This window comes from Methanoculleus oceani, from assembly GCF_023702065.1.
Taxonomy (GTDB): Archaea; Halobacteriota; Methanomicrobia; order Methanomicrobiales; family Methanoculleaceae; genus Methanoculleus; species Methanoculleus oceani.
On the sequence record NZ_QFDM01000002.1, the window covers coordinates 211,204 to 230,743 of the forward strand.

The 19,540-nt window shown below is 58.9% G+C and carries 11 protein-coding genes; 5 read left to right on the forward strand and 6 right to left on the reverse strand.

What is annotated here, in order from left to right:
* The first annotated feature begins 56 nt into the window (after nucleotides 1-56).
* A complete protein-coding gene (locus tag DIC75_RS06135; RefSeq protein ID WP_250987153.1) occupies nucleotides 57-314 on the forward strand; it encodes a hypothetical protein in 258 nt (85 codons plus the stop codon).
* 69 nt (nucleotides 315-383) lie between these two features.
* Here the strand turns inward: DIC75_RS06135 and DIC75_RS06140 are convergent, their stop codons facing one another.
* Entirely contained in the window at nucleotides 384-1,613 is a 1,230-nt protein-coding gene (locus DIC75_RS06140) for a GNAT family N-acetyltransferase (RefSeq protein ID WP_250987154.1), read from the reverse strand.
* Nucleotides 1,614-1,622: 9 nt separating this feature from the next.
* Entirely contained in the window at nucleotides 1,623-2,912 is a 1,290-nt protein-coding gene (locus tag DIC75_RS06145; protein ID WP_250987155.1) for an ATP-binding protein, read from the reverse strand.
* 311 nt (nucleotides 2,913-3,223) lie between these two features.
* On the opposite strand from DIC75_RS06145, the gene DIC75_RS06150 reads away from it, so the two are divergent.
* Both DIC75_RS06150 and DIC75_RS06155 read left to right on the forward strand, forming a co-directional pair.
* Nucleotides 3,224-4,819 carry an NAD+ synthase gene (locus DIC75_RS06150; protein ID WP_250987156.1) on the forward strand — a complete coding sequence of 532 codons (1,596 nt, stop codon included), beginning with the start codon at nucleotides 3,224-3,226 and terminating at the stop codon, nucleotides 4,817-4,819.
* Complete coding sequence (locus DIC75_RS06155) at nucleotides 4,816-5,496, forward strand: endonuclease III domain-containing protein (protein ID WP_250987157.1); 681 nt, start codon at nucleotides 4,816-4,818, stop codon at nucleotides 5,494-5,496. The genes DIC75_RS06150 and DIC75_RS06155 overlap by 4 nt, the downstream gene beginning before the upstream one ends.
* 8 nt (nucleotides 5,497-5,504) lie before the next feature.
* On the opposite strand, the gene DIC75_RS06160 is transcribed toward DIC75_RS06155, so the two are convergent.
* Nucleotides 5,505-5,684, reverse strand: a complete 180-nt coding sequence (locus DIC75_RS06160; protein WP_250987158.1) for a hypothetical protein — start codon at nucleotides 5,682-5,684, stop codon at nucleotides 5,505-5,507.
* A 204-nt stretch (nucleotides 5,685-5,888) separates the two neighbouring features.
* Here DIC75_RS06160 and recQ point away from each other — a divergent pair, with 204 nt between their 5' ends.
* On the forward strand, nucleotides 5,889-7,697 hold the full coding sequence (gene recQ / locus DIC75_RS06165; RefSeq protein WP_250987159.1) for a DNA helicase RecQ: 1,809 nt from the start codon (nucleotides 5,889-5,891) through the stop codon (nucleotides 7,695-7,697).
* 201 nt (nucleotides 7,698-7,898) lie between these two features.
* A complete protein-coding gene (locus DIC75_RS06170; RefSeq protein ID WP_250987160.1) occupies nucleotides 7,899-8,573 on the forward strand; it encodes a flavodoxin family protein in 675 nt (224 codons plus the stop codon).
* Between the two features lie 141 nt (nucleotides 8,574-8,714).
* Here the strand turns inward: DIC75_RS06170 and DIC75_RS06175 are convergent, their stop codons facing one another.
* The 3 genes from DIC75_RS06175 to DIC75_RS06185 are packed head-to-tail and all read right to left on the reverse strand — an operon-like array spanning nucleotide 8,715 to nucleotide 19,298.
* Nucleotides 8,715-9,074: a nucleotidyltransferase domain-containing protein gene (locus DIC75_RS06175; protein WP_250987161.1), complete on the reverse strand. Its 360-nt coding sequence runs from the start codon at nucleotides 9,072-9,074 to the stop codon at nucleotides 8,715-8,717.
* A gap of 12 nt (nucleotides 9,075-9,086) precedes the next feature.
* A complete protein-coding gene (locus DIC75_RS06180) occupies nucleotides 9,087-13,079 on the reverse strand; it encodes a Tc toxin subunit A-related protein (protein WP_250987162.1) in 3,993 nt (1,330 codons plus the stop codon).
* A gap of 36 nt (nucleotides 13,080-13,115) precedes the next feature.
* Nucleotides 13,116-19,298: a neuraminidase-like domain-containing protein gene (locus DIC75_RS06185; protein WP_250987163.1), complete on the reverse strand. Its 6,183-nt coding sequence runs from the start codon at nucleotides 19,296-19,298 to the stop codon at nucleotides 13,116-13,118.
* Nucleotides 19,299-19,540: the final 242 nt, after the last annotated feature.

Genomic DNA, 19,540 nt, shown 5'->3' on the forward strand with positions numbered 1-19,540 from the left:
GGCTTTTTAAACAGGAAAATCTTTATTTAACCATTACCTGATACTGGAATAGGAGCATGCTCCCGGGGGTGCGCCGGGTCCGGGACCCTGCCCGGGCCGGGTGCGTCGGGGGCGCTGAAACAATGGACTCGTGGAGGTACAGCATGTGGGCATACATCAAACGTTCTGACGGTAGAACAGAGGAGCGAGAGTTTCCTGCAGGGGTATACATCGAGATCGGCGACATCCTCGAAGACGGATCGGTCGTCATCGATGTCCCGTACCCGGACGACATCGACGACGATATGGAAGCTCTTGAACTCTACGACGACTGAACCGGGCAGATCTTCGCGTTGCTGAAGTCCGGCGGGCGGCAGGGCACGAGGGACTCTGCCGCGCCCGGGTTATTGCCGGAACGAACCTGCAGCACGGCGCATCGGCTGGACGTTCGCCCCTTCCATCTCGCCGAGAGCAAACGCGAACCTCGCCCGGATGGTCGGCGGGAGGTCGCTCTCCGGTATCGATATGAACCCGTATGCCCCGTAGAAATCGACGAGTTCCCGGACCGCGTGCATGTACAGGGTGTCGTGCTGGCACGCCTCGACGAGTGCGTCCATCGCCCTCCGGGCATACCCTCTGCCCCGGAACCGGACCGGAGTGAAGACGCCGTCCACCTCGTAGCCGTCCGGGTGCCGGCGGCACCGGGCCACGGAGACGAGGGTGCCGTCCGCGAAGACACCGAATATCCGGTCTGTCTTCGGGTCCGCCTTCAACCCATGGTAGTCGATCCAGATCTCCTCGGCGAGCGCGAACTCCTCGCTTCGCAGTTCCCGGGTCTCGACCGCGAGGTGAATCCGGACCGCCAGCACCAGCACCGCCGGTTTTACGCACTCGAGGACAGCGCTCGTGACGCTCCCGAGCGGGGCGTTTCCCGGGGCGTCACGCTTCCCGATGCGCGGGATGACGACCGCGGAGGCGTTGATCTCGTCTGCTACGGCACAAATGGTCCGTGCCGGGCTTCCGTCCCGCATCAGCACCGCGATCTCGCGTCCTGCGGGTGATAGGACGTTTCGGAGAGCAGCCAGCCGGTCGCCTGCCTCCTGCCCGGCCTCTGCATGTCCGGGTTCGACGACGTGCAGGAGCACCGCCGTCCCGTCCCCGGCAGGACTCTCCAGGACCGAACGGACTTCGGGCGCAAGAGCCGCGAGATCGGTCGGCACCAGCAGCCGCGCAAAGAGCGGCCGGCTCCCTCCTGACTGCGGGACGATCAGGACGTGTATCCGGGCATCCCGGAGCACGACGGCCGCAACGTTCCCGGAGAAGAGGTTCCGGAGCAGACCCTGGTCCCTGAGCCCCATTGCAATCAGGTCGACGTTCCTCTCGGCGGCGACCCTGAGTATCCTCTCCGCGACAGGCGTCCCGTCGTCCTCCGCCACCACCACCTCGACGGGGTATCCCTGCCGCTGCACCAGCTCCTGCATCCGGCGGAGCGCCTCATCGGCGGGCGGGGACCCGGCCGATGTCCGGGCGTGGAAGAGGACGACCTCGCGGACGCCCGGAACCTCACCGACCCGCTCCGCCATGGCGACGGAGGGTTCAGAAAAGTCTGTAGGTATGAGCACCTCTGGAAACATGGTTCTACCTCAAATTATCCGGTACCCGCCCGGGGGCACGTGTATCACGAACCTCGCCCCTTTACCGGGTTTCCCGGTCTCCCGGATCGTCATCTCCGTGATGGCAAGGATCTCCCGGACGAGGAAGAGCCCGAGTCCGCCGTCGATGCCGATCCCGTACTCGAAGATCTTCTCCTTCTCTCCTTCGGGAACGCCGACACCGTCGTCCTCGACGCAGATCGAGAGCCCGTCGTCCCGGATCCGGTAGGTGACGACGACCGACGATACGGTCTTCCCGTGGCGAGCAGCGTTCTCGATCAGGTTCGAAAAGACCCGGTCGAGCATCGGGTCGGCGAAGACCTCGAGCCGCTCCACCCAGGGACGGACCGCTATCCCGGGGAGCGCCAGGGACGAGGTCACCTCCAGTATCACCTTCTGCAGCGGCTGCCAGTCCGGCGGCCGGAGGCCGAGGTCCTGGTAGTCCCGGGTGATCTCCGCACGGCGCTGCACGAGCCGTGCATCCTCTGAGAGGGTCTCCAGGTGCCGGCGGACGGCGGGGTCGTCAAACTGCCGCGTTCCCTCGGCGATCCGCCCGAGAAGTCCCGATACCGCCGCCATCAGGTCGTCCCGGGTGAGCCGTCCCAGCATGTTCAGTTTGGCGTTCGTCCGGCGGAGCGCATCCTCGGCGTTCTTCCGGGCGGTGATATCGACGAGCGTGACGATGATCCGCCCGTCGGGAAGCCGGCCGCCCGATGCGAGCACCTGGACGGCTGCCCCGTCGGTGCGGCGAAGGGTCGTCTCATACTCGTAGACGGTATTATTCCGGTTGATCTCCGCCTCGAACTCTTCCCAGGCACCGGGGTCGTCGAGGAATCCGGTGACGGGTTCTCCGGTCAGGTTCTTCGTCGTGGAGCCGAGGAGGGTGGCACCCACGTAGTTGGCCTCCTCGATCTGCGGCCCGGCCTCCCCCGGTGCGACAATGAACGTTCCTGCCTCCGAGTAATCGAAGATACCCCGGTACCGCTCTTCCTGCTCCCGCAGCCGGAGAGAGAGGAGCGATACGACGACGCCGATGGCGACGAAGACCACCCCCCGCGAGACTGCCGAGACGACCGGTCCGGCATCTCCCCCGGCGAAGGGCAGGGTCATCACCAGGTACCCGAGGGCGAGAGCGAGCGAGAAGACGATGCCGCGACGGGGGAACCAGTAGGAGCCAAGCACGATCGGCAGGTAGAGCAGGTGCGGGAGGACGATGGTGATGCCGGCAAAAAGCCCGGCGGCGTTTGCGGCGAAGGCGATGAGGGTTGATGCCGCAAGCACGAGGAGCCGGGTATCTCCTCCAGCAGACCGGCGCTGCCCGGAGATCAGGCTGCTCGCCCCCGAACATCGGTACGGAACGCAACCGGCTCTCCGGAGCTCCGGACAGGGGATACCGCTCCACGACATGCTCTCTGCATGATCTCCACAAGGCGCTTTGGTTTTAGGCCTTTAAAAGGGATCTGATCGGCGGGGCGCGGCGTGCCCGGTTTCGCGGTGAACTCCTGTGGGCTCCCGTCCCGGAGAACGCGGGGTCGTGCAAAGGCATATGCCATCCGTTCTGCCATTACTGATCGGAATAACCGGGAGCAATCATGAAGATCTCACTCCTCCAGGTGAACACGGTCGTCGGCGACCTCGCCGGTAACGCCGACCGGATAGCGGCGGGCGTCGGCGAAGCGTCCCGTCACCGGCCGGACCTGATCGTCGCTCCGGAACTCTCTCTGCCCGGCTGCCCTTCCCGGGACCTTCTGCTTGATACGGGGTTTATCACCCGGAATCTCACCGTCCTGGAAGACCTGGCCGCCGAACTTTCGGATGCCCCGCCGGTGCTCGTCGGTTTCGCCGCGCCGAACCCCGCCGGAACCGGCCGGCCGCTCTTCAACGCCGCCGCCCTCCTCCGGGACGGTGCGGTAGGGGAGACGTTTCGGAAAACCCGCCTCTCGCCCGGTCCACTCGACGAAGACCGCTACTTTGAGCCGGCGGCCCCGGACCCCCGGGTCCTCCGCCTCGGCGGGAGGACGGTCGGGGTCTCCATCGGCGAGGAGGTCTGGTGCGGGGAACCGGTGCCGGAGGTGATCGTGAACCTCTCCGCATCGCCGTTTGCCGCAGGCGTACAGGGCCTGCGCGAGGAGACGCTCTCCCGGATCGCGAGGGAGCACGGGGTCGCAATCGTCTCGGCAAACCTCGTCGGCGGAAACGACGACCTGGTCTTCGACGGCCGGAGTTCAGCCTTTTCCGCCGACGGAACCCTTATCGCCCGCGGTGCGGCCTTTGCCGAGGATGTCGTGACCGTCGATCTCGCCCGCCCCGTCCCCCGGGCGATCGCTCCCGACGATCCGGCACCCGAGTCCGAGATCTGGCGGGCGCTGGTGCTCGGCACCCGCGACTACGTCCACAAGTGCGGCTTTTCATCTGTCCACCTCGGTCTCTCCGGCGGGATCGACTCGTCGCTCGTGACCGCCGTCGCCGCCCGGGCGCTCGGGCCGGAGAACGTCCTCGGGGTGCTCCTCCCGTCCCCCTACACCTCCGCCGAGAGCATCGAGGATGCCAGAAAACTTGCGGAGAATCTCGGTATCCAGGTGGAGTGCATCCCGATCGCTCCGATGATGGAGACATTCGACGGCGCCCTCGCGGGAGTCTTCGCCGGCAGGCCCCGCGACATCACCGAGGAGAACCTGCAGGCCAGGATCCGCGCGACGGTCCTGATGGCCCTCGCGAACAAGTTCGGCTCGATGCTCCTCTCGACCGGGAACAAGTCGGAGGCCGCGGTCGGCTATTGCACCCTCTACGGGGACACGGCAGGAGGGCTCTCGGTGATCGCCGACGTCCCGAAGGGGATGGTCTACCGGATTGCCCGGTGGCTGAACGCGAAGGATCCCGTCATCCCCGAGAGGGTGCTAAAAAAGCCTCCCTCCGCGGAGCTCCGGCCCGGCCAGACCGACCAGGAGATCCTCCCCCCTTACGACCTCCTCGACGCTATCCTCCACCGTCACATCGACTGCTTCGAGTCGGTCGACGAGATAATCGCCGCCGGGTATCCCGAAGAGACCGTCCGGGCGGTCCTCCGGATGGTCGGGCAGGCCGAGTTCAAGCGCCGGCAGGCCGCACCCGGTATCAGGGTGACCGATCGGGCGTTTTCCACCGACTGGCACATGCCGATCGCCGCAAAGCCCTGGTGGCGTCGATGATGGCGCCTCTCGCCGGCGACCTCTCTCTCATCTACGGCGCCCTCTCTACGGCGTTCGGCCACCAGCACTGGTGGCCCGCAAAGACGCCCTTCGAGACGATGGTCGGCGCCATCCTCACCCAGAACATCTCCTGGACGAACGCGGCCCGGGCCGTCGCGAGCCTGGAAGACGCCGGGATGCTCGATCCGCACCTGCTCGCCGCGGCCGATGCCGGCGATATCGCCCGCCTGATCGTCCCGTCCCGGTTCTACAACCAGAAAGCGGAACGTATCCGGACATTCGCCGGGGTCTACGTCGGGGAGTTCCGGGCGGACCCGGCGGTGATGGCGGCCATGGAGACCGACGCCCTGCGCGAACGCCTGCTCGCTCTCCGGGGTCTCGGGAAGGAGACGGTGGATACCATCCTCCTGTACGCCTGCAGAAAGCCGGTCTTCGTCGTCGACGCCTACACCCGGCGGATATTCTCGCGCTACGGCCTCCTCCCCGAAGGGGCGTCGTACGACCGGACACAGCGCCTCTTCGCCGACAACCTCGCCCCGGACGTGGAACTCTTCAACGACTACCACGCCCAGATCGTTCGCCTGGGCAAGACCGTCTGCAAAAAGTCGCCGCTCTGCGACCGCTGTCCCGTCCGGGTGATCCACGGCTCGCTCCGGTGCGCCGGCGCCCCGGAGTGACCGCCCGCTCACTTCTTCCGGTAGATGTTTAAGCCGATCTTGATATCCTCGTGCCCCGGCACCGCGACGTTGCCCTCGGTGGAGGCGATCGTGATCGACTTCCCGCTCTTCGATGCGCCGAACTCTTTTTCGAGATCCACGCGTATGGTGAGGATGTTCTTCTCAACCGTCATGTCGACGTTCTTCATCAGGTTTAGTACGTGCACTTCCCTCGGATATGCGCATCGGTGCAGGTACGGCAGGAACTGCGAGCGCGGAAGTTCGCACATCTGCCGCTCCCGGGGAGCCCGGCCATGATACACCCGGGAGGATCCGGCAGATACCGGCCCAGAACAACAAACACTATCCCGGCCCCGGGCCAACGTTACCAGCACATCGGGTTCCGTGGCGCAATGGATACAAAACACACCGTTCTTGAGAAATACTTCGGCTATACGTCGTTCCTCCCCTACCAGGAAGAGATCGTCGACGCCGTCATCGCCGGGCGGGACGTCCTCGCCGTCATGGCGACCGGGGGCGGCAAGTCCCTCTGCTACCAGCTCCCGGCCCTCGTCTTCGGGGGGCTTACGGTCGTCGTCTCACCCCTCATCGCCCTGATGAAGGACCAGGTCGATGCCCTCCGGGCAAACGGCATCCCCGCGGCGACGATCAACAGTTCGCTCGGCCTTGGGGAGCGGAGGATCATCGAGCGGGTGATCCTCGAAGGCCGCATCCGGATCCTCTACATCTCGCCGGAACGGGCCGTGCAGCCGTCTTTCCTCTCGCTTCTGTCACAGGCGGACGTCAGGCTCATCGCCATCGATGAGGCGCACTGCATCTCCATGTGGGGGCACAACTTCCGGCCGGAATACCGCCGGCTCCGGGCGCTCAAAGAGCGGTTCCCCGCGGCTCCCGTCATCGCCCTGACGGCGACCGCCATTCCGGCCGTCCAGGACGACATCGCGGTGCAGCTCGCCCTGAAGGAACCGGCCCGGTTCGTCGGGAGTTTCAACCGCAAAAACCTCACCTACCGGGTGGTGCCGAAGGCCCGCTACTTCCCGCGGCTCGTCGCCTACCTGAGCGAGCACCGGGACGACGCCGGCATCGTCTACTGCTTCTCCCAGAAGGCGACGGAAGACCTCGCCGAGAAACTCCACAACAAGGGTTTCCTGGCGCTCCCGTACCATGCCGGCCTTCCCGACGCCGTCCGCGCAGAGCACCAGGAGGCCTTCTCCCACGGCGACGCCGCGATCATCTGCGCCACCGTCGCTTTCGGCATGGGCATCGACAAACCCGACGTGCGGTTCGTCATCCACACCGACCTCCCGAAGGATATCGAGTCCTACTACCAGGAGACCGGCCGGGCGGGCAGGGACGGGGAGGCGAGCGACTGCATCCTCTTCTATTCCCGGGGCGACTACGGCACGATCCGCTACCTCATCGAGAAGGAGGGCGGCGATGCAACGCAGAAGGACGTCGCCTACCGGAAAGCCGGCGCGATGCTCGACTACTGCGAGACCGCCGGGTGCCGGAGGAAGTTTCTGCTCGACTACTTCGGCGAGACCTACCCGGAAGAGCCGTGCGGCGGGTGCGACCGGTGCGAGGCGCCGGTGAAGGTCTTCGATGGGACGGAGGTGGCGTCGGCGGTCATCGCCTGCATCCGGCAGGTCGGGGAGCGGTTCGGGGCGTCCTACATCGCGGACATCCTGACCGGGTCGAAGAGCGCGAGAATCCGCGAGAACGGGCACGAAACCCTCCCCGCCTACGACTCCGGCAGATACACCCGCGACCAGTGGCTGCTCTTCATCCAGGAGCTGGTCGGGAAGGGGTTCGTCACGTCGACCGGCGGCCGTTACCCGGTTCTGGTACTGAACGAGCGGAGCCGGGCGGTGCTCGCGGGCGATCTCGTGGTGCCGCTCACGGAGCCGCGTCCGGAGGGCGTCGTCGCGCCGGAGGCCGACGACTACGACGAGGTCCTCTTCCTCCGGCTCCGCCGGCTCCGGAAAGTCGTTGCCGACCTCGATCGCGTGCCGCCGTTCGTCGTCTTCCACGACCGGAGCCTCAAGGAGATGGCGAAGTTCTACCCGGGCACCGGCGTTGCGCTCCTCCGGATCTACGGGGTCAGCGAGGGGAAACTGCAGCGCTACGGCAGGAAGTTCCTCGACGCTATCGATAAGCACTGCGCCGAGCAGGGAATCGGGCCGGAGCGCCGGAGCGGGTGATCCCCTCGCTCCGGCGGCAACGACCATCCCCTCTTTCCGGGAAGACGAACAGGTCCGGGTAGCGCAGTGCGGGATTGATGTCGTGCATGGTCACGACCGCCGAAACCCCATCTTCGCGCACTGCCTCACGTGGGTCCGCCTCCCGGTTCCGCACATTTTTCCCGCACCCCCGCCAACGCTTCTTCCGGAAGTGATGGAAGAATGAAGATTGCTGCCGTTGTGGGAAGCCCGCGGGGGATGCGGAGCAGGACGAGGAGGCTTGCAGGTTTCGTGCTTGCCGGGGCTAAAGAAGCCGGTGCCGAGGTCGACCTCATCGACCTCGCCGATCTGCAGATCGTCCCCTGCACCGCCTGCGAGAGTTGCAGCCTGGACGGGACGTGCGTCTTTGCCGACGATTTCTCCGCCGCGTACGACCGGACGCTGGATGCCGACGGGCTGATGCTTGCCTCGCCGGTCTACGTCGACAACGTCAGCGGACAGATGAAGGTCTTCATCGACCGGCTTGCAGACGCCATGCACTACCAGAACTTCGCCGGGAGATACGGCTGCAGTGTCGCGACCACGCAGGTCTCGGGAGGCGATGCGGTCATCGGCTACCTGAACCACGTGCTCAACTACCTCGGGGCGACAACGGTCGGGGGGATGAGCGTCGCACTCGGTGACGACCCGGGGGCAATCGACCGGGCGGAACCGGCGGCACGCGATCTCGGGCGGCGGCTCGTCCTTGCCGTCAGGGACCGGCCGCGATATCCGGATCAGGAGGTTGAGATGGCAGAAAACCGGGAATACTTTGCCGGTATAGTGCGGGCGAACCGGGACTGGCGGCCGGAGGAGTACGAGCGGTGGGTGCGGGAGGGCTGGATCGGGGAGGAATGAGACGGCGGCTGGAACGATCTCGAACACAATCCGCTCTGCCGGGCTCGTGCAGGCGGGAATGCGGCCGTCGCTTAAGTATGTGCCGACGCGCCCCCAAAAATAGCGGCAGAGGGAGGCTCACCATAATTCCGACGGCATTCTTCATCTTTCGAATACAGCTTCGTCAAGGAAATAAACCGGTTGAGGGCGGCGCTGATAAATCAATCGAGCGGTGGACATAACGGTCTTCAACAAAGTACGCGATTTGCTGCGCTCTACTTCCAGTTCTTCCGGCGTCACAAACAGGAGATCGAAATCGATGGCAAAATCTGCAAGAACCGCATCCATATCGCGTCCTCTGATTTTGCGCGGCAGATTTGATCGTTTTACAATAATAAGGTCGAGATCGCTCCTTTTTGTCATTTCCCTCTTCGCATAAGATCCAAAAAGGTAGATTCGTTCGGGATCATATGCCGCGACAATGCGATGGGTGATAGCCTTCAGATCACTCTGGTCGATCATAGTGATTGCCTTTCATTCCTCAACCCTGTACTGGACGACACATATGAGATCGTCGATATCAGACACCGAAAGCGAACGGAAATCTGCAGCACCGGCTTTTTGAAGCCTGTGTACCCAGAACGGGTTCTGTTTGAGCGACAGGGTACTCCCGAGGTCGATATTCGGGGAAACGTCGATGTGTGCAACATGACATGATCCTGGATGTTGATCCACAGTCATGGTTATTTGCCGGGCACTTCCCCCGGGAGGCGTAATCTCAAGGATATAATCCCCGGCATCGGAAAGTTTGGCTATATAATCGATTCCCGTAATCTTGATGTTCAAGCCGTGGGTGAAATACGGGAACCGATCGGGGACGATATCGAATGCGAGCATCTGATCCCCCGACAATGGATTGAGGAACTTCTGCCAGCTGGAACCAAATTCATGTCGGGCGCTGATCATGAGATATAAGCCTGTACGGCTCTCTGCAAGTGCAATCTCCTCGAGGTTATCTTTGACTGACTGCGAAGCCGCGTTTCTGAGAATATCCCCGCCATCTCTGGCCGTGTATTGCATGTGTATGACAACATCGCTGATTGTACTGTAATCAAACTGAGGATATACAGGATTCAGCCGGATCTTCCAGGAGCTGACCGCACCACCGTACTCGAACGGCAGATAGCGCTCATCGTCAAGTCTCAACTCGAACATACCCCTGTCGTTCTGCGCATTGCTGGTGACGATAGCACTGATCCCTCCTTGATCATCGAAAAATCTCAGATCTTCTCCAGGACTTCGGACATACTGGGGTGAGATCTCCTGCCCTGTCCTGACGTGGTTATCGAGCAGTGTCAGTGTCATGGAAACGCCGGTATATGGTCCAGTCACGCAAGGGACGGTGATCCCGACGCTCTTGATTCTCCGCATAAAGTGACCCGGATTATCCAGGTCGAAGAGGAGTTCCGGTAGACTGACAACACATTCTCCCCTGGTGCGCAGCTCGACGAGGGCGTACGGATCGAACGATAGCAGGGAGATATGTTTGGTCAGCTCAAGCTCACGTGCGTTATGTGCATGATACGCAGATTTCATGCGCTGCAGATCGTAGAGCAGCTTATCGCCGGATAGCAAACCCTTCTTCAGGCTGTCCCAGTACCCGAACTGGATGAAGGAGGAATCGCTCAGACCGAGTTCTTGCCGGTAGCATTTCTCCGCCTGTTTGGCAAGGCTGTATGCCATCTGGTACGTCTGGAAGTACGTGGCGCTGGTCTGTGAAATCATCCATTCGTAGAGGTCCTTATTCGAGTATTTTGCATGCAGGAATTCATCGACTTTAGTGGCCAGCTCCACGCTGGTCGCGTGATTGTCAAGTTCTTTCTGTGCGATATCGTGAGCGATGGCTGCAACCAACGATTGCGAATCATTTACCCCCAGTTCATCGGTTGCGAGGCTGTACTGCAGCCCCCAGTCTTCCTTGCGCCGATGATACGAGCCCAGCGTCTGGCTCGTGCCTGCCATATTCTGTAAAATTGCCGAGGCGATTCGAGTTGCGCTCGAAGAGGCCGATGATGCTGATGCGATATTACTGCCTCCGAACACCATTGTGGCGTGCGGCGAACCACCGGCTCCCGATCCCCCGAACTGGAAGTTGGGAATAAACGCCCCGACGATAGCGCCGACTTCGAGACTCATTGCCACAGCATCGCAGGATAGGCTGGCTCCCTGCAGCACGAGCGCTGCTGCCTCCCAGGTATTGGCAAGATCGTTCTTGCGCTGGTTGTAGAACGATTTACGATCCTCGATACTGAGGCGTTGTTTTTCCAGTACATCAAGCTGCTGGCCGGTTTCCTCGACCTTCATCGTCAGCACGCCGCCGATCTGATCCTGCACTTTGCGTTCATATCCGGATCGGAGCAAAGCCAGCGCCTCGGCATCCTTTTTCTCCAGCACGCTGAGAAGTTCATTTCCAAAACTGCGTACTATTTCGCAGAGTTCAATCGCTTCGTGCACAATCACCCGGAATCGGTACGGCGGGAGTGCAGCCATGTTATCGCTGATGATACTCCCGAGGTCGAGTCCTGCAGCCGCTGCCCTGACCAGCAGGCCGGGATCGATCGGCGGAGCAAACAGTGCCAGCTCGCGTTTGACTCCGCCGATGTTCATGCAATGGCGTATCTTGAAGAGGCGATCGGCGACGGTGTCCCAGTGTCGCAGCAGCTGTTCGTTGGGCGGCACGGTAAAATAAAGGGTAGGAAACAGCGGGAATTTCGGGGTGCCCGGATCGCCGGTGCTGCTCTGCGCCGAGTCCGGCATGTAGACTTCGGGAGTGTCATACTCGATCGAATCACCGTATTGCACCGGACCGAGAAGATTTTCAGCTGCGAGGACTTTTGCGTTGGCAAATGCATCAAGCCCTGCTCTCTCGAGGTCCTCGTACGTCATGTCGGATGCTGCAACCAGTGGCTTCACCTTTTCAGGTTGTGGCCCGAGGAGCTCCGCCGCGAGGACGTACATCTGAATCGCTTCATTGATCGACTCCATCGTGTCCTGGTTGAAGAGCTGGTCTCCCCAGGCGATCAGGTTGTCGATATACTTCATGACGATTGTCCGCTGATATGCCACCCGACGCAGCCCGGCGATGACATGGGGGTCGAACGGATTCTCTCGCCATTCTTTTATCTGTTGGTCGAATTGTAGTCGGTAATTGTCTTTCTTCATCAGATTTTGAATGACGCCTGCCTGATAATCCATCATGTTGTAGAATTCTTTCGTGATCCAGTACCGCTTCGGCACCTCCTCCTTCGTACTGCTCGTTGGATTGAAGATGTACTCATACCAGTGTTTTGCATCCTCAAAACGCTGGTTGCGGCTCAAGGATTCACCGATATGAAACGGAGCATGGAAGAAGAGTTCCCAGTTATAAATCGAATAACCTGCTTGCTGTCCGAAATCGACTCCTTCGGCCGTATACGTGGTTGTAACATTGCTCTGTGGTGAGTAGTACTCTGAAAACGCCGCACTGTCAAACGCCGGTTTGTCTTTGAAGAACTGTGTGGGGTTGACCTGGAGTTCGCGAGAGTACAGAGAGTCGATACCGCCCCGGTTTAGTTCCCGGATGAAGAGCGGGACGAATGCGTGATAGAACGGTACGAACGTATAGGTACTTGCACTGGAATTCGGAATGACGAAGTACGATCGGAGGCCGTCTTCATAGAAGAATGGCAGAGTGGAATCGAAATTGCGGGTCTGGTGCGGGACCAGCAGGTGATGGAAATCAGCTTTTTGTAAGAGCGGCGCGTTCCCGTATTTTCCAAGAACATCACAATTGTAAACGCGCTGGCGGGCAGGTAAGTCGTCTTTTACATCGGATTGCTTCGGAAATATAGCCATCCCTTCGTAATTGCTTGAACCGGGTAAGAGAAGATTGGGCAATCGTATGCCGGTAAGCAAACCTATGTTACGGGTTTCAGATCCGACCTCGGTCGGATCGAGATTCGCTTTGTCCAGAACAAAGGCTTCCACCGCATTCCCGACTCCCCCGAGCACGAATTCTGCGTAATGAGAACCGTCGACAAAAAGAGCGATGTGAAGCAGGGGATCGCTGATTGTCGATTTCAGCGTTACCTGATGCGGCTCGATATCGTCTCTGATAACGATCGTCTGCGGGGCGATCTGTTTTGCGAGCCATCTCTTGCCTTTGAACTCGCTCCAGGCCAGCTGAACCTCAAGATGTGATCTCGCAGGCTCCGGTACGGCACCCGTAGCTGCTAAAGGAGGTTTTGCCTGTTTCTTGTCCGGTTTTCGATTTATGATTGCCCAGAATATGTAGAACCTGCGGTTCCAGACGATCGGCAGGATGTGGTCGCTGACGATATCGAGATCGATCTTCGTCCAGGCCGTCCAGCGGGAACGGCCGATCCACCGGCGATAATAATATGCCGGGGGATTGCCCTGCTTTCGTGCAACAACGTGCAATACTGAACCGGTTCCATCCAGGCCCGGTATCGTTCCATCATTTCCCATGTTTCACCTCACCGTGTAGACTCCATACATCCAAACCTAAAGGTAAACCCACAAATATCCCCCGTAGTCGCTGAAGCCGCTGTGATTGTATGCGCGGACCCTGTACTGGATTTTGGCGGGTATATTTCGCGGCCAGAAATCCTGGATATTGGTGCCCCCACTGACGGGCAGATGCGGAGGAATTGCCCTTAATAATCCCCAGCCGGATTCGGCCCCATTGTAGTAAAATACCCTGCGCTCAACCTCATACAGCATCGTGTCCGGATTTTCATCTCCCCAGTACATAGTAATCAACCAGATGGAACTCACTGGTTCAACCTTGGCCGAAAAGGAATACGGAGTCCTGCAGCCAAAGACGGTTCCCGTCGCCTGTGCGTATTTGCCTTGATCTGCCGCGCTGGTCGCCGTCACCAAAAAGTTGCCCGCTCGCTCCGCAGTAAACAGCCCGTTCTGGTTAATCGTTCCTCCGCTCGCGGTCCAGGTCACACGCTTATCCACGGCGCCGCTGACTGCTGCAGAAAATTGCAGCCGGTCGCCCACGATGCACGTAGCCCGGGCGGGGTCGATCAGTACGGATACAGGAAGAACGTTCACTATTGCTGTTGAGGACTTGGTTTTGTCCTCTTTGCTCGTCGCCGTTACTCTATAAGTGCCGCCTGTATTGCCCGACGGCACAAACAAGCCGTTCGCATCAACCGTTCCACCGCTTGCGGTCCAGGTGACGCCTTTATCGGCTGCATTGAAGACAGTTGCCGTAAATTGTCGGGTTTCTCCTATCAGGATCGTCGCTGCCGACGGATGTACGATCACGTCGACAACCGCGGGAAGCGGGGTCACTTCCGAGTCGTCGTACATTCCGACTACCTGGAGCCGTGCCACACCGTCGAGCTTCTCGAGGTAGCCGAGCAATGCGTTTTGAGCAGTGTCGGCGGTTACTTCGTTCTGAAGAAGATCGTTTTCCAGGTCTTCCATGAACGGCGACTTATCTCGCCGCAGCTCTGGTTCGATCCAGTTCTCCGGGAAGAGGAAGACCTTCCGGTTTGCCTCCCAGAGCCGGTACCGGTTCATCCACTGCCACTGCAGCCAGTCGTTATCGGCGTTTGCATTGACGCTGACCCCTGGCTCAAGGTTGAGAATGCATCGAAGAACAAAGAGCTGGATGGCCGCATTGGCCTGGACAATGCGCGATGTCCCCTGGCAGGCGCTCATCTCAACGTCGATCAAGAAATGCGAGTAGACATCGCCGGCATCTCTCCATGGCATTGCCCCTTCCGGAGGATGGACGAGGAGATACGCTACGAGGGCGTCACGCTGCTGCTCGCGCAAGGGATCGCGCAGCTGTTTTGCGATCTGCAGCCATTGTCGGGTGGAATATTTCGCTTTGACGCTCTTTTTGATCGAATTCGCCTGATCCAGGGTGATTGTCGGCCCGATCCAGCCGCCGACATCGGCGGAGATCCCCGACCGGCGGAGCATGGTAAAGGCGGGTATCAGCCTTGCAAGAGCTCGTTCCGATTGGTAATCGTCGGGATATTTCAGCGAGAGTAAGCCGGTGTCGGAGGTGTCATACGAGGATTTGAGGGGATCGTCGCAGAGCACTTTGAGGCTGTCCAATGGCCATTGGGTACGGTCTGCAAGGACCGACATGTACGCTGCTTTCTCCGTATCGTTGCCTGCAAGGTCCATCAACGAGGTAAACGGCGTTCCGACCGAAGGCAGGGACTTCTTGATCACGGCCGCGTCAGCGAGGCGACTCCATCGTACGAACAGTCCGCCCGCGGTTTCCTGCGGGGTCAGCGGTAACGTTGTCGGGTCAAGCCAACCCTGCTCCGCTCCTCTGCTCAGTATCCATTCCGTCTCATCGCTTTTGAAATCGAAACCGTTGATGATCCGTGCCGCCTTATCAAGCGCTGTATAGTGGGTGAAGAACGTGCTGAAGGATACCGGCTTTTTACTGATTAGATCCGTCCCCGATTCTTCGGGACTGAGGGTTACCGGATTATTGTTCATGGACGGATCCCGTTCGATATAAAGAAGCGTCAGGAAATCTTCCAGCAACGTCTTTTCGGGATCAATCTGCGATGCAAACCCTTCTGCTGCGAGGATTTTCACGGTTGAGACCGGGAGTGCAAGCGCATTTCCGAGCTGCTGTACGACGAACCCCGCCCCCTGAGTCTGTCTGAGATAAGCAAGCACGCAATTTAAGACAAATTCATAACGCGCCTGTTTTGGGGGCAGAGATTTTTTTCCTACGAGTTTGCGTTTCGCAGTCGACTCAACCATGCACGGGCTCAGCAGCCCGGATAACCTGGTGATGCATTTTATCTGCTCTGTATTGCTCAATGAGGATTCCCCGCTCAAAATCCCCATGATCGAATCGAGAGTTACGGGATCGAGCACCGATGAGAGCCGTCTCCGGGTCTCTGCACCCGTAGGATCGGAACTGAATGTATTTTCTTCTGCAATCTTCTTCAGGCCGTCCAGGATCGATTTCATGAGTGTTCCGACGACCACATTGTCCGGTGCAGTACCCGTGGCGCTGTCAAATCTATGTCGCAAGAGATAATCGAGTGCGGAGATGGTGAACGGGGTGCTGCGTATCCTGTCGACGGCATCGCAGAACTCTGCAAGGAGTTCCGGACGCGATGGATCAAACGGATCGTACGACTGATCGGATATCCGTTCTGTCTCGAACAGCGCCTTTAAGGATACCAGTTCTCTCATCGAGATCCCAAGACCCCTCGAAAGCACGACATGACGATAGAGCGCCGAGAGGTTCTGCAGCGTCAGTATGCCGTCAGTGAAGGAACTTATTGCGAGAGTGAGATCGGCATCGGAGATCTCAAAGGCACCCTGTAGAGTCGCTTTGTGATCGATGAGCCCGGGAGGGGGATTGTCAGAAGCTGCCCGGACCTCCGTGCCTGCATCATCGAGTGCGAAGATCGGGTCGACCGGATTGAGTACGGCTGCATTCTGGAACAGGTCGTGGTAGAGGGAGTACCGCCGGTCCCCCGCATTCGGGAAATTGGAGACATCCCTCGTTTCGATATTCCCGAACAACGCGACCGCCACGTTTGCAGGTATCCTGAAACGCTTCATTGCAGTCCTGACCGCATACACCTGGCGGAGGAATGTCGTTGCATCGGCACCGTTCATAGTGCCGGCGTGGAGAAGGGAGAGGGCAGAATCCAGGGTGTAGGCATCCCAATCAAGTCGCCGCATGAGCCTCACAAAACGGTGCAGCCGGTCGAGTGCATCGGGATCGTCGGTAAAACCTGCTATGTTCATGGTGTCGAGACTGCAGGAGTCCGGGACTTCGTTCCAGAGCTGGATGGCCTTGGCAGGATTTACAAAAACCGTGTCTAACAGTTGTGCGAGCGTCTGGTATGTCAGTCCGGACCGGGAGAGCAAAATCCTCACGTTTGCAAGGATGTCAATCCATGAACCTGTAACCCAGATTTTATGGTCGGCAGGGTTTTGGATTCGGTTGAATGATGGGTTTAATCCCCAGTATGTCCACAGACTATCATTTCCCGGCCCAATACCGGTGATAATATCTGCTTCTGCCCTGGAAAGCCCCAGACCTTCGACAGCGATCTCGATCACCTGCCGGGACGGGATAGCGGGCGGCTTCTGGAATAAGTGCATCAGCTGCACCCGGTCTATACCAAGCTGGCTCAGATACGTACGCGCTTCATGCAATGGCAGATTAAAGGGAAGACACCAGGGAAAATAGGTTCCTGCGTCTGCAAGTATCTCATACGCATATCTATTGACATACTGGGGATTGGCGTTCAGCTCTTCGGTGTTCAGGGTTGTCTGCCGCTGGAGAGCGGTAGGTGCATCCGTATTAGCGGGGTAATTCGGGTAACCAGAAGGTGGAGCGATGGCTTCTTCAAGCAATTCATTGACCAGATCGATATAGGGCAGGACCGTGGAAGTGTTCTGTGTATTCAGCTTGATCCGGGCGATATCGGGGCGCCTTTTCAGAAGGACGTCCTTGACGTACACAGAGTTCACATCTCCCGCATTTGCTCTTCTCTTTGAAAGGAAGTACAGCATGTCTACAAGATAAGCCGCCGGACTCAGTACTGTTCTGCCCGGATCACCGGCGCAGAAGTCGAACGAACCAAATAATGTCTCAAGATTGGGAAAATCCTTAACCTCTTCCTGCAACTGTGCGGTATCGATATTCCCTATTGCTGCCGGGTTTAGGTGTTGAGCAATCGAGCTCAGGTCCGTGGCGAGCATGAGGGCCTGGCCATATGTGTGTGATGCTTTGAAATATATCGTAGAAGCCTCGGTTTCGCCGATATTCGGATCACCCGCATATTTGTTGACGAAATGAGATTCCCCCATGGCATAGATCTGCTGTGACGAGCGGATCCCATCTGCCAATAAGGGTTTTACGGCTGCATAACGCGACGCCAGCTTTATGAGACGCTTACTTTGATGGAGGGCATCCCTCAAAGCCCCGAGGTCGGCATTTCCTGCGGCTTGTGGATTCTCCTTCAGGTATCGGTCGACATTGGTCGTGAACAGATTGAAATCCGGATTGGTATCAAGAAATGCTGTGAGAGTACTCTTTTCTCGTATCGGGCTGTCCTCATCTTCGGCAAGCCGTGCCGAGAATGCTGTCGTAGGAAAGGCGCGTTCGGCGTTTCGTTCGAGAAGGTACGCAAATGTATCGACGGCTTCCTCCGGGGTTTCTGCAGTGAAGTTGGCCGGGATTCCTATTTGCTCACCCTTAAACGTGTCGTTCAGCAATTCTTTCCAATCCTTCGCGCTGAGCCGTGCAAGATCCCTGGATTCGTTGATGGTTCCTTTCTGTCGCATCTCCATGAGCTTCTGCACGAGAGGCATGTGGCCTTTGACGAATTTCCCTGCATCGACGGAGAAACTGAGCGTTTCCACGTCGTCTCGCGTGAAGTCGGGATTGTTGCCGAGATTTTTCCAGAAGGTGCTTGCCGGATCCGTTTTCGCCGTGTACAGCGTGATGAATTTCTGCTGTTTGTCTTTCGGGATCCCCGCTGCATCGAGTACATCTCTGATCGGTGTCTTGCCCATGCTGAAAGAAGCGGAAAGCGCAGCATTGGTTCTCAAGGGCGCGAGATCTTCCAGAGCCTTCTTTGCCTTCGATTGGAAACCAGCAGGAATGACATTTTTAGCGATAGCTGCGTTAATTGCTTCAGCCAGAACCGTATCGGAGGTGGACAGGATAGCATCCAGGAGCTTCTGTGCATTGAAGTCGAAATCGACACCGCCGCTTGAGGTGGCCAGAGCGACGACGGAAGCATTCGGCGGAATATTCTGAGAGAAGAGCCCGTAAAAGAGCTCAGATGGAAGCCCGGTGGAACATGCGAGGCGTGACGCTACCGAATAGAACGCAATCCGCGTTTTATCCAGGTTGGTCTTGCCGGCGAGGAATGAGATGTCACGGAAATTCTGGTTCTCGACAAATTCTTCCGGCTTGAGAGTGCCGAGATGGGGCTTTAGAGCGATGTGAATGCCGGTGAAATCGGACGGCGAACGATGGGACGCTCCACCGAGCGCAATCGGAATCGTGGTTCCTTTTGCGGCATGATAGATAATATCCGATGTGTAAAGGGGTTTTCCACCCCTGGCAAGAACCCGTACCTGAAGATTCGGCAAGCCGGTTTTTTCGTCCACGACAAGGGTCTGCGTCTTATCACTTCGAGCTGCAGATCGAATCTGGTAATAGCCATCTTTATCGGTAACGGCCCGCCCGATCTCGGATGCATCCCTCAGATTCCGGTGTTCTGCAACAACCGTTGCCCCCCAAAGCGGCATTCCGTCCGGATCTGTCACCGTGCCTTCGATATAATACGCATCTGGTGGGACTTTTTCCTGCGCATCGGCTGTGATTGGGGTTACCTGAAGCCGCTCGAGGGCGCCACCCAGTAATGCCGCCATAGGCAGATCGACTTCGCCGGTCGGATCCTGTCCCGTCAGGATCTGGAACCGCCGGACTGCTTCCCGCGTGTCTGCCCCGAACCGCGATTCTTCGACCTCATTTTCGTCGATCTCGAATCCGAGTGCAGCAATCAATCGATGGAGAACGGCGACCTCCTCCCCCCTCGTCCCGAACGACAGTTGATTCCCGCTTGTCTGTGCCGGGGACAGCATTGTCTCCTTCTTTTTCTTACTATCTGCCGTATTCTTGTTCAGATCGTCAGCAACACGTTTTTTCTCTGCCATCTTCGAACCTTCGTTCACTCGACTCTGTTTCCGTCATCCCGTTCCGGCCTGCTCCTCTGCCCTCGTCAGGCGTCATCGAAACTCCGGTATAATCAAAAATTTAAAAGAGATCCCGTTCACCCGCCTTTTGTCGAATCGATGTGGAGCATTTGCAACAACAACTTGCTGCAATCGTCAAGGGCAGATCCGGCTCATATTTGATGGACGGATAGGGCATGTACAAGAGGCTATACTCGGTCATA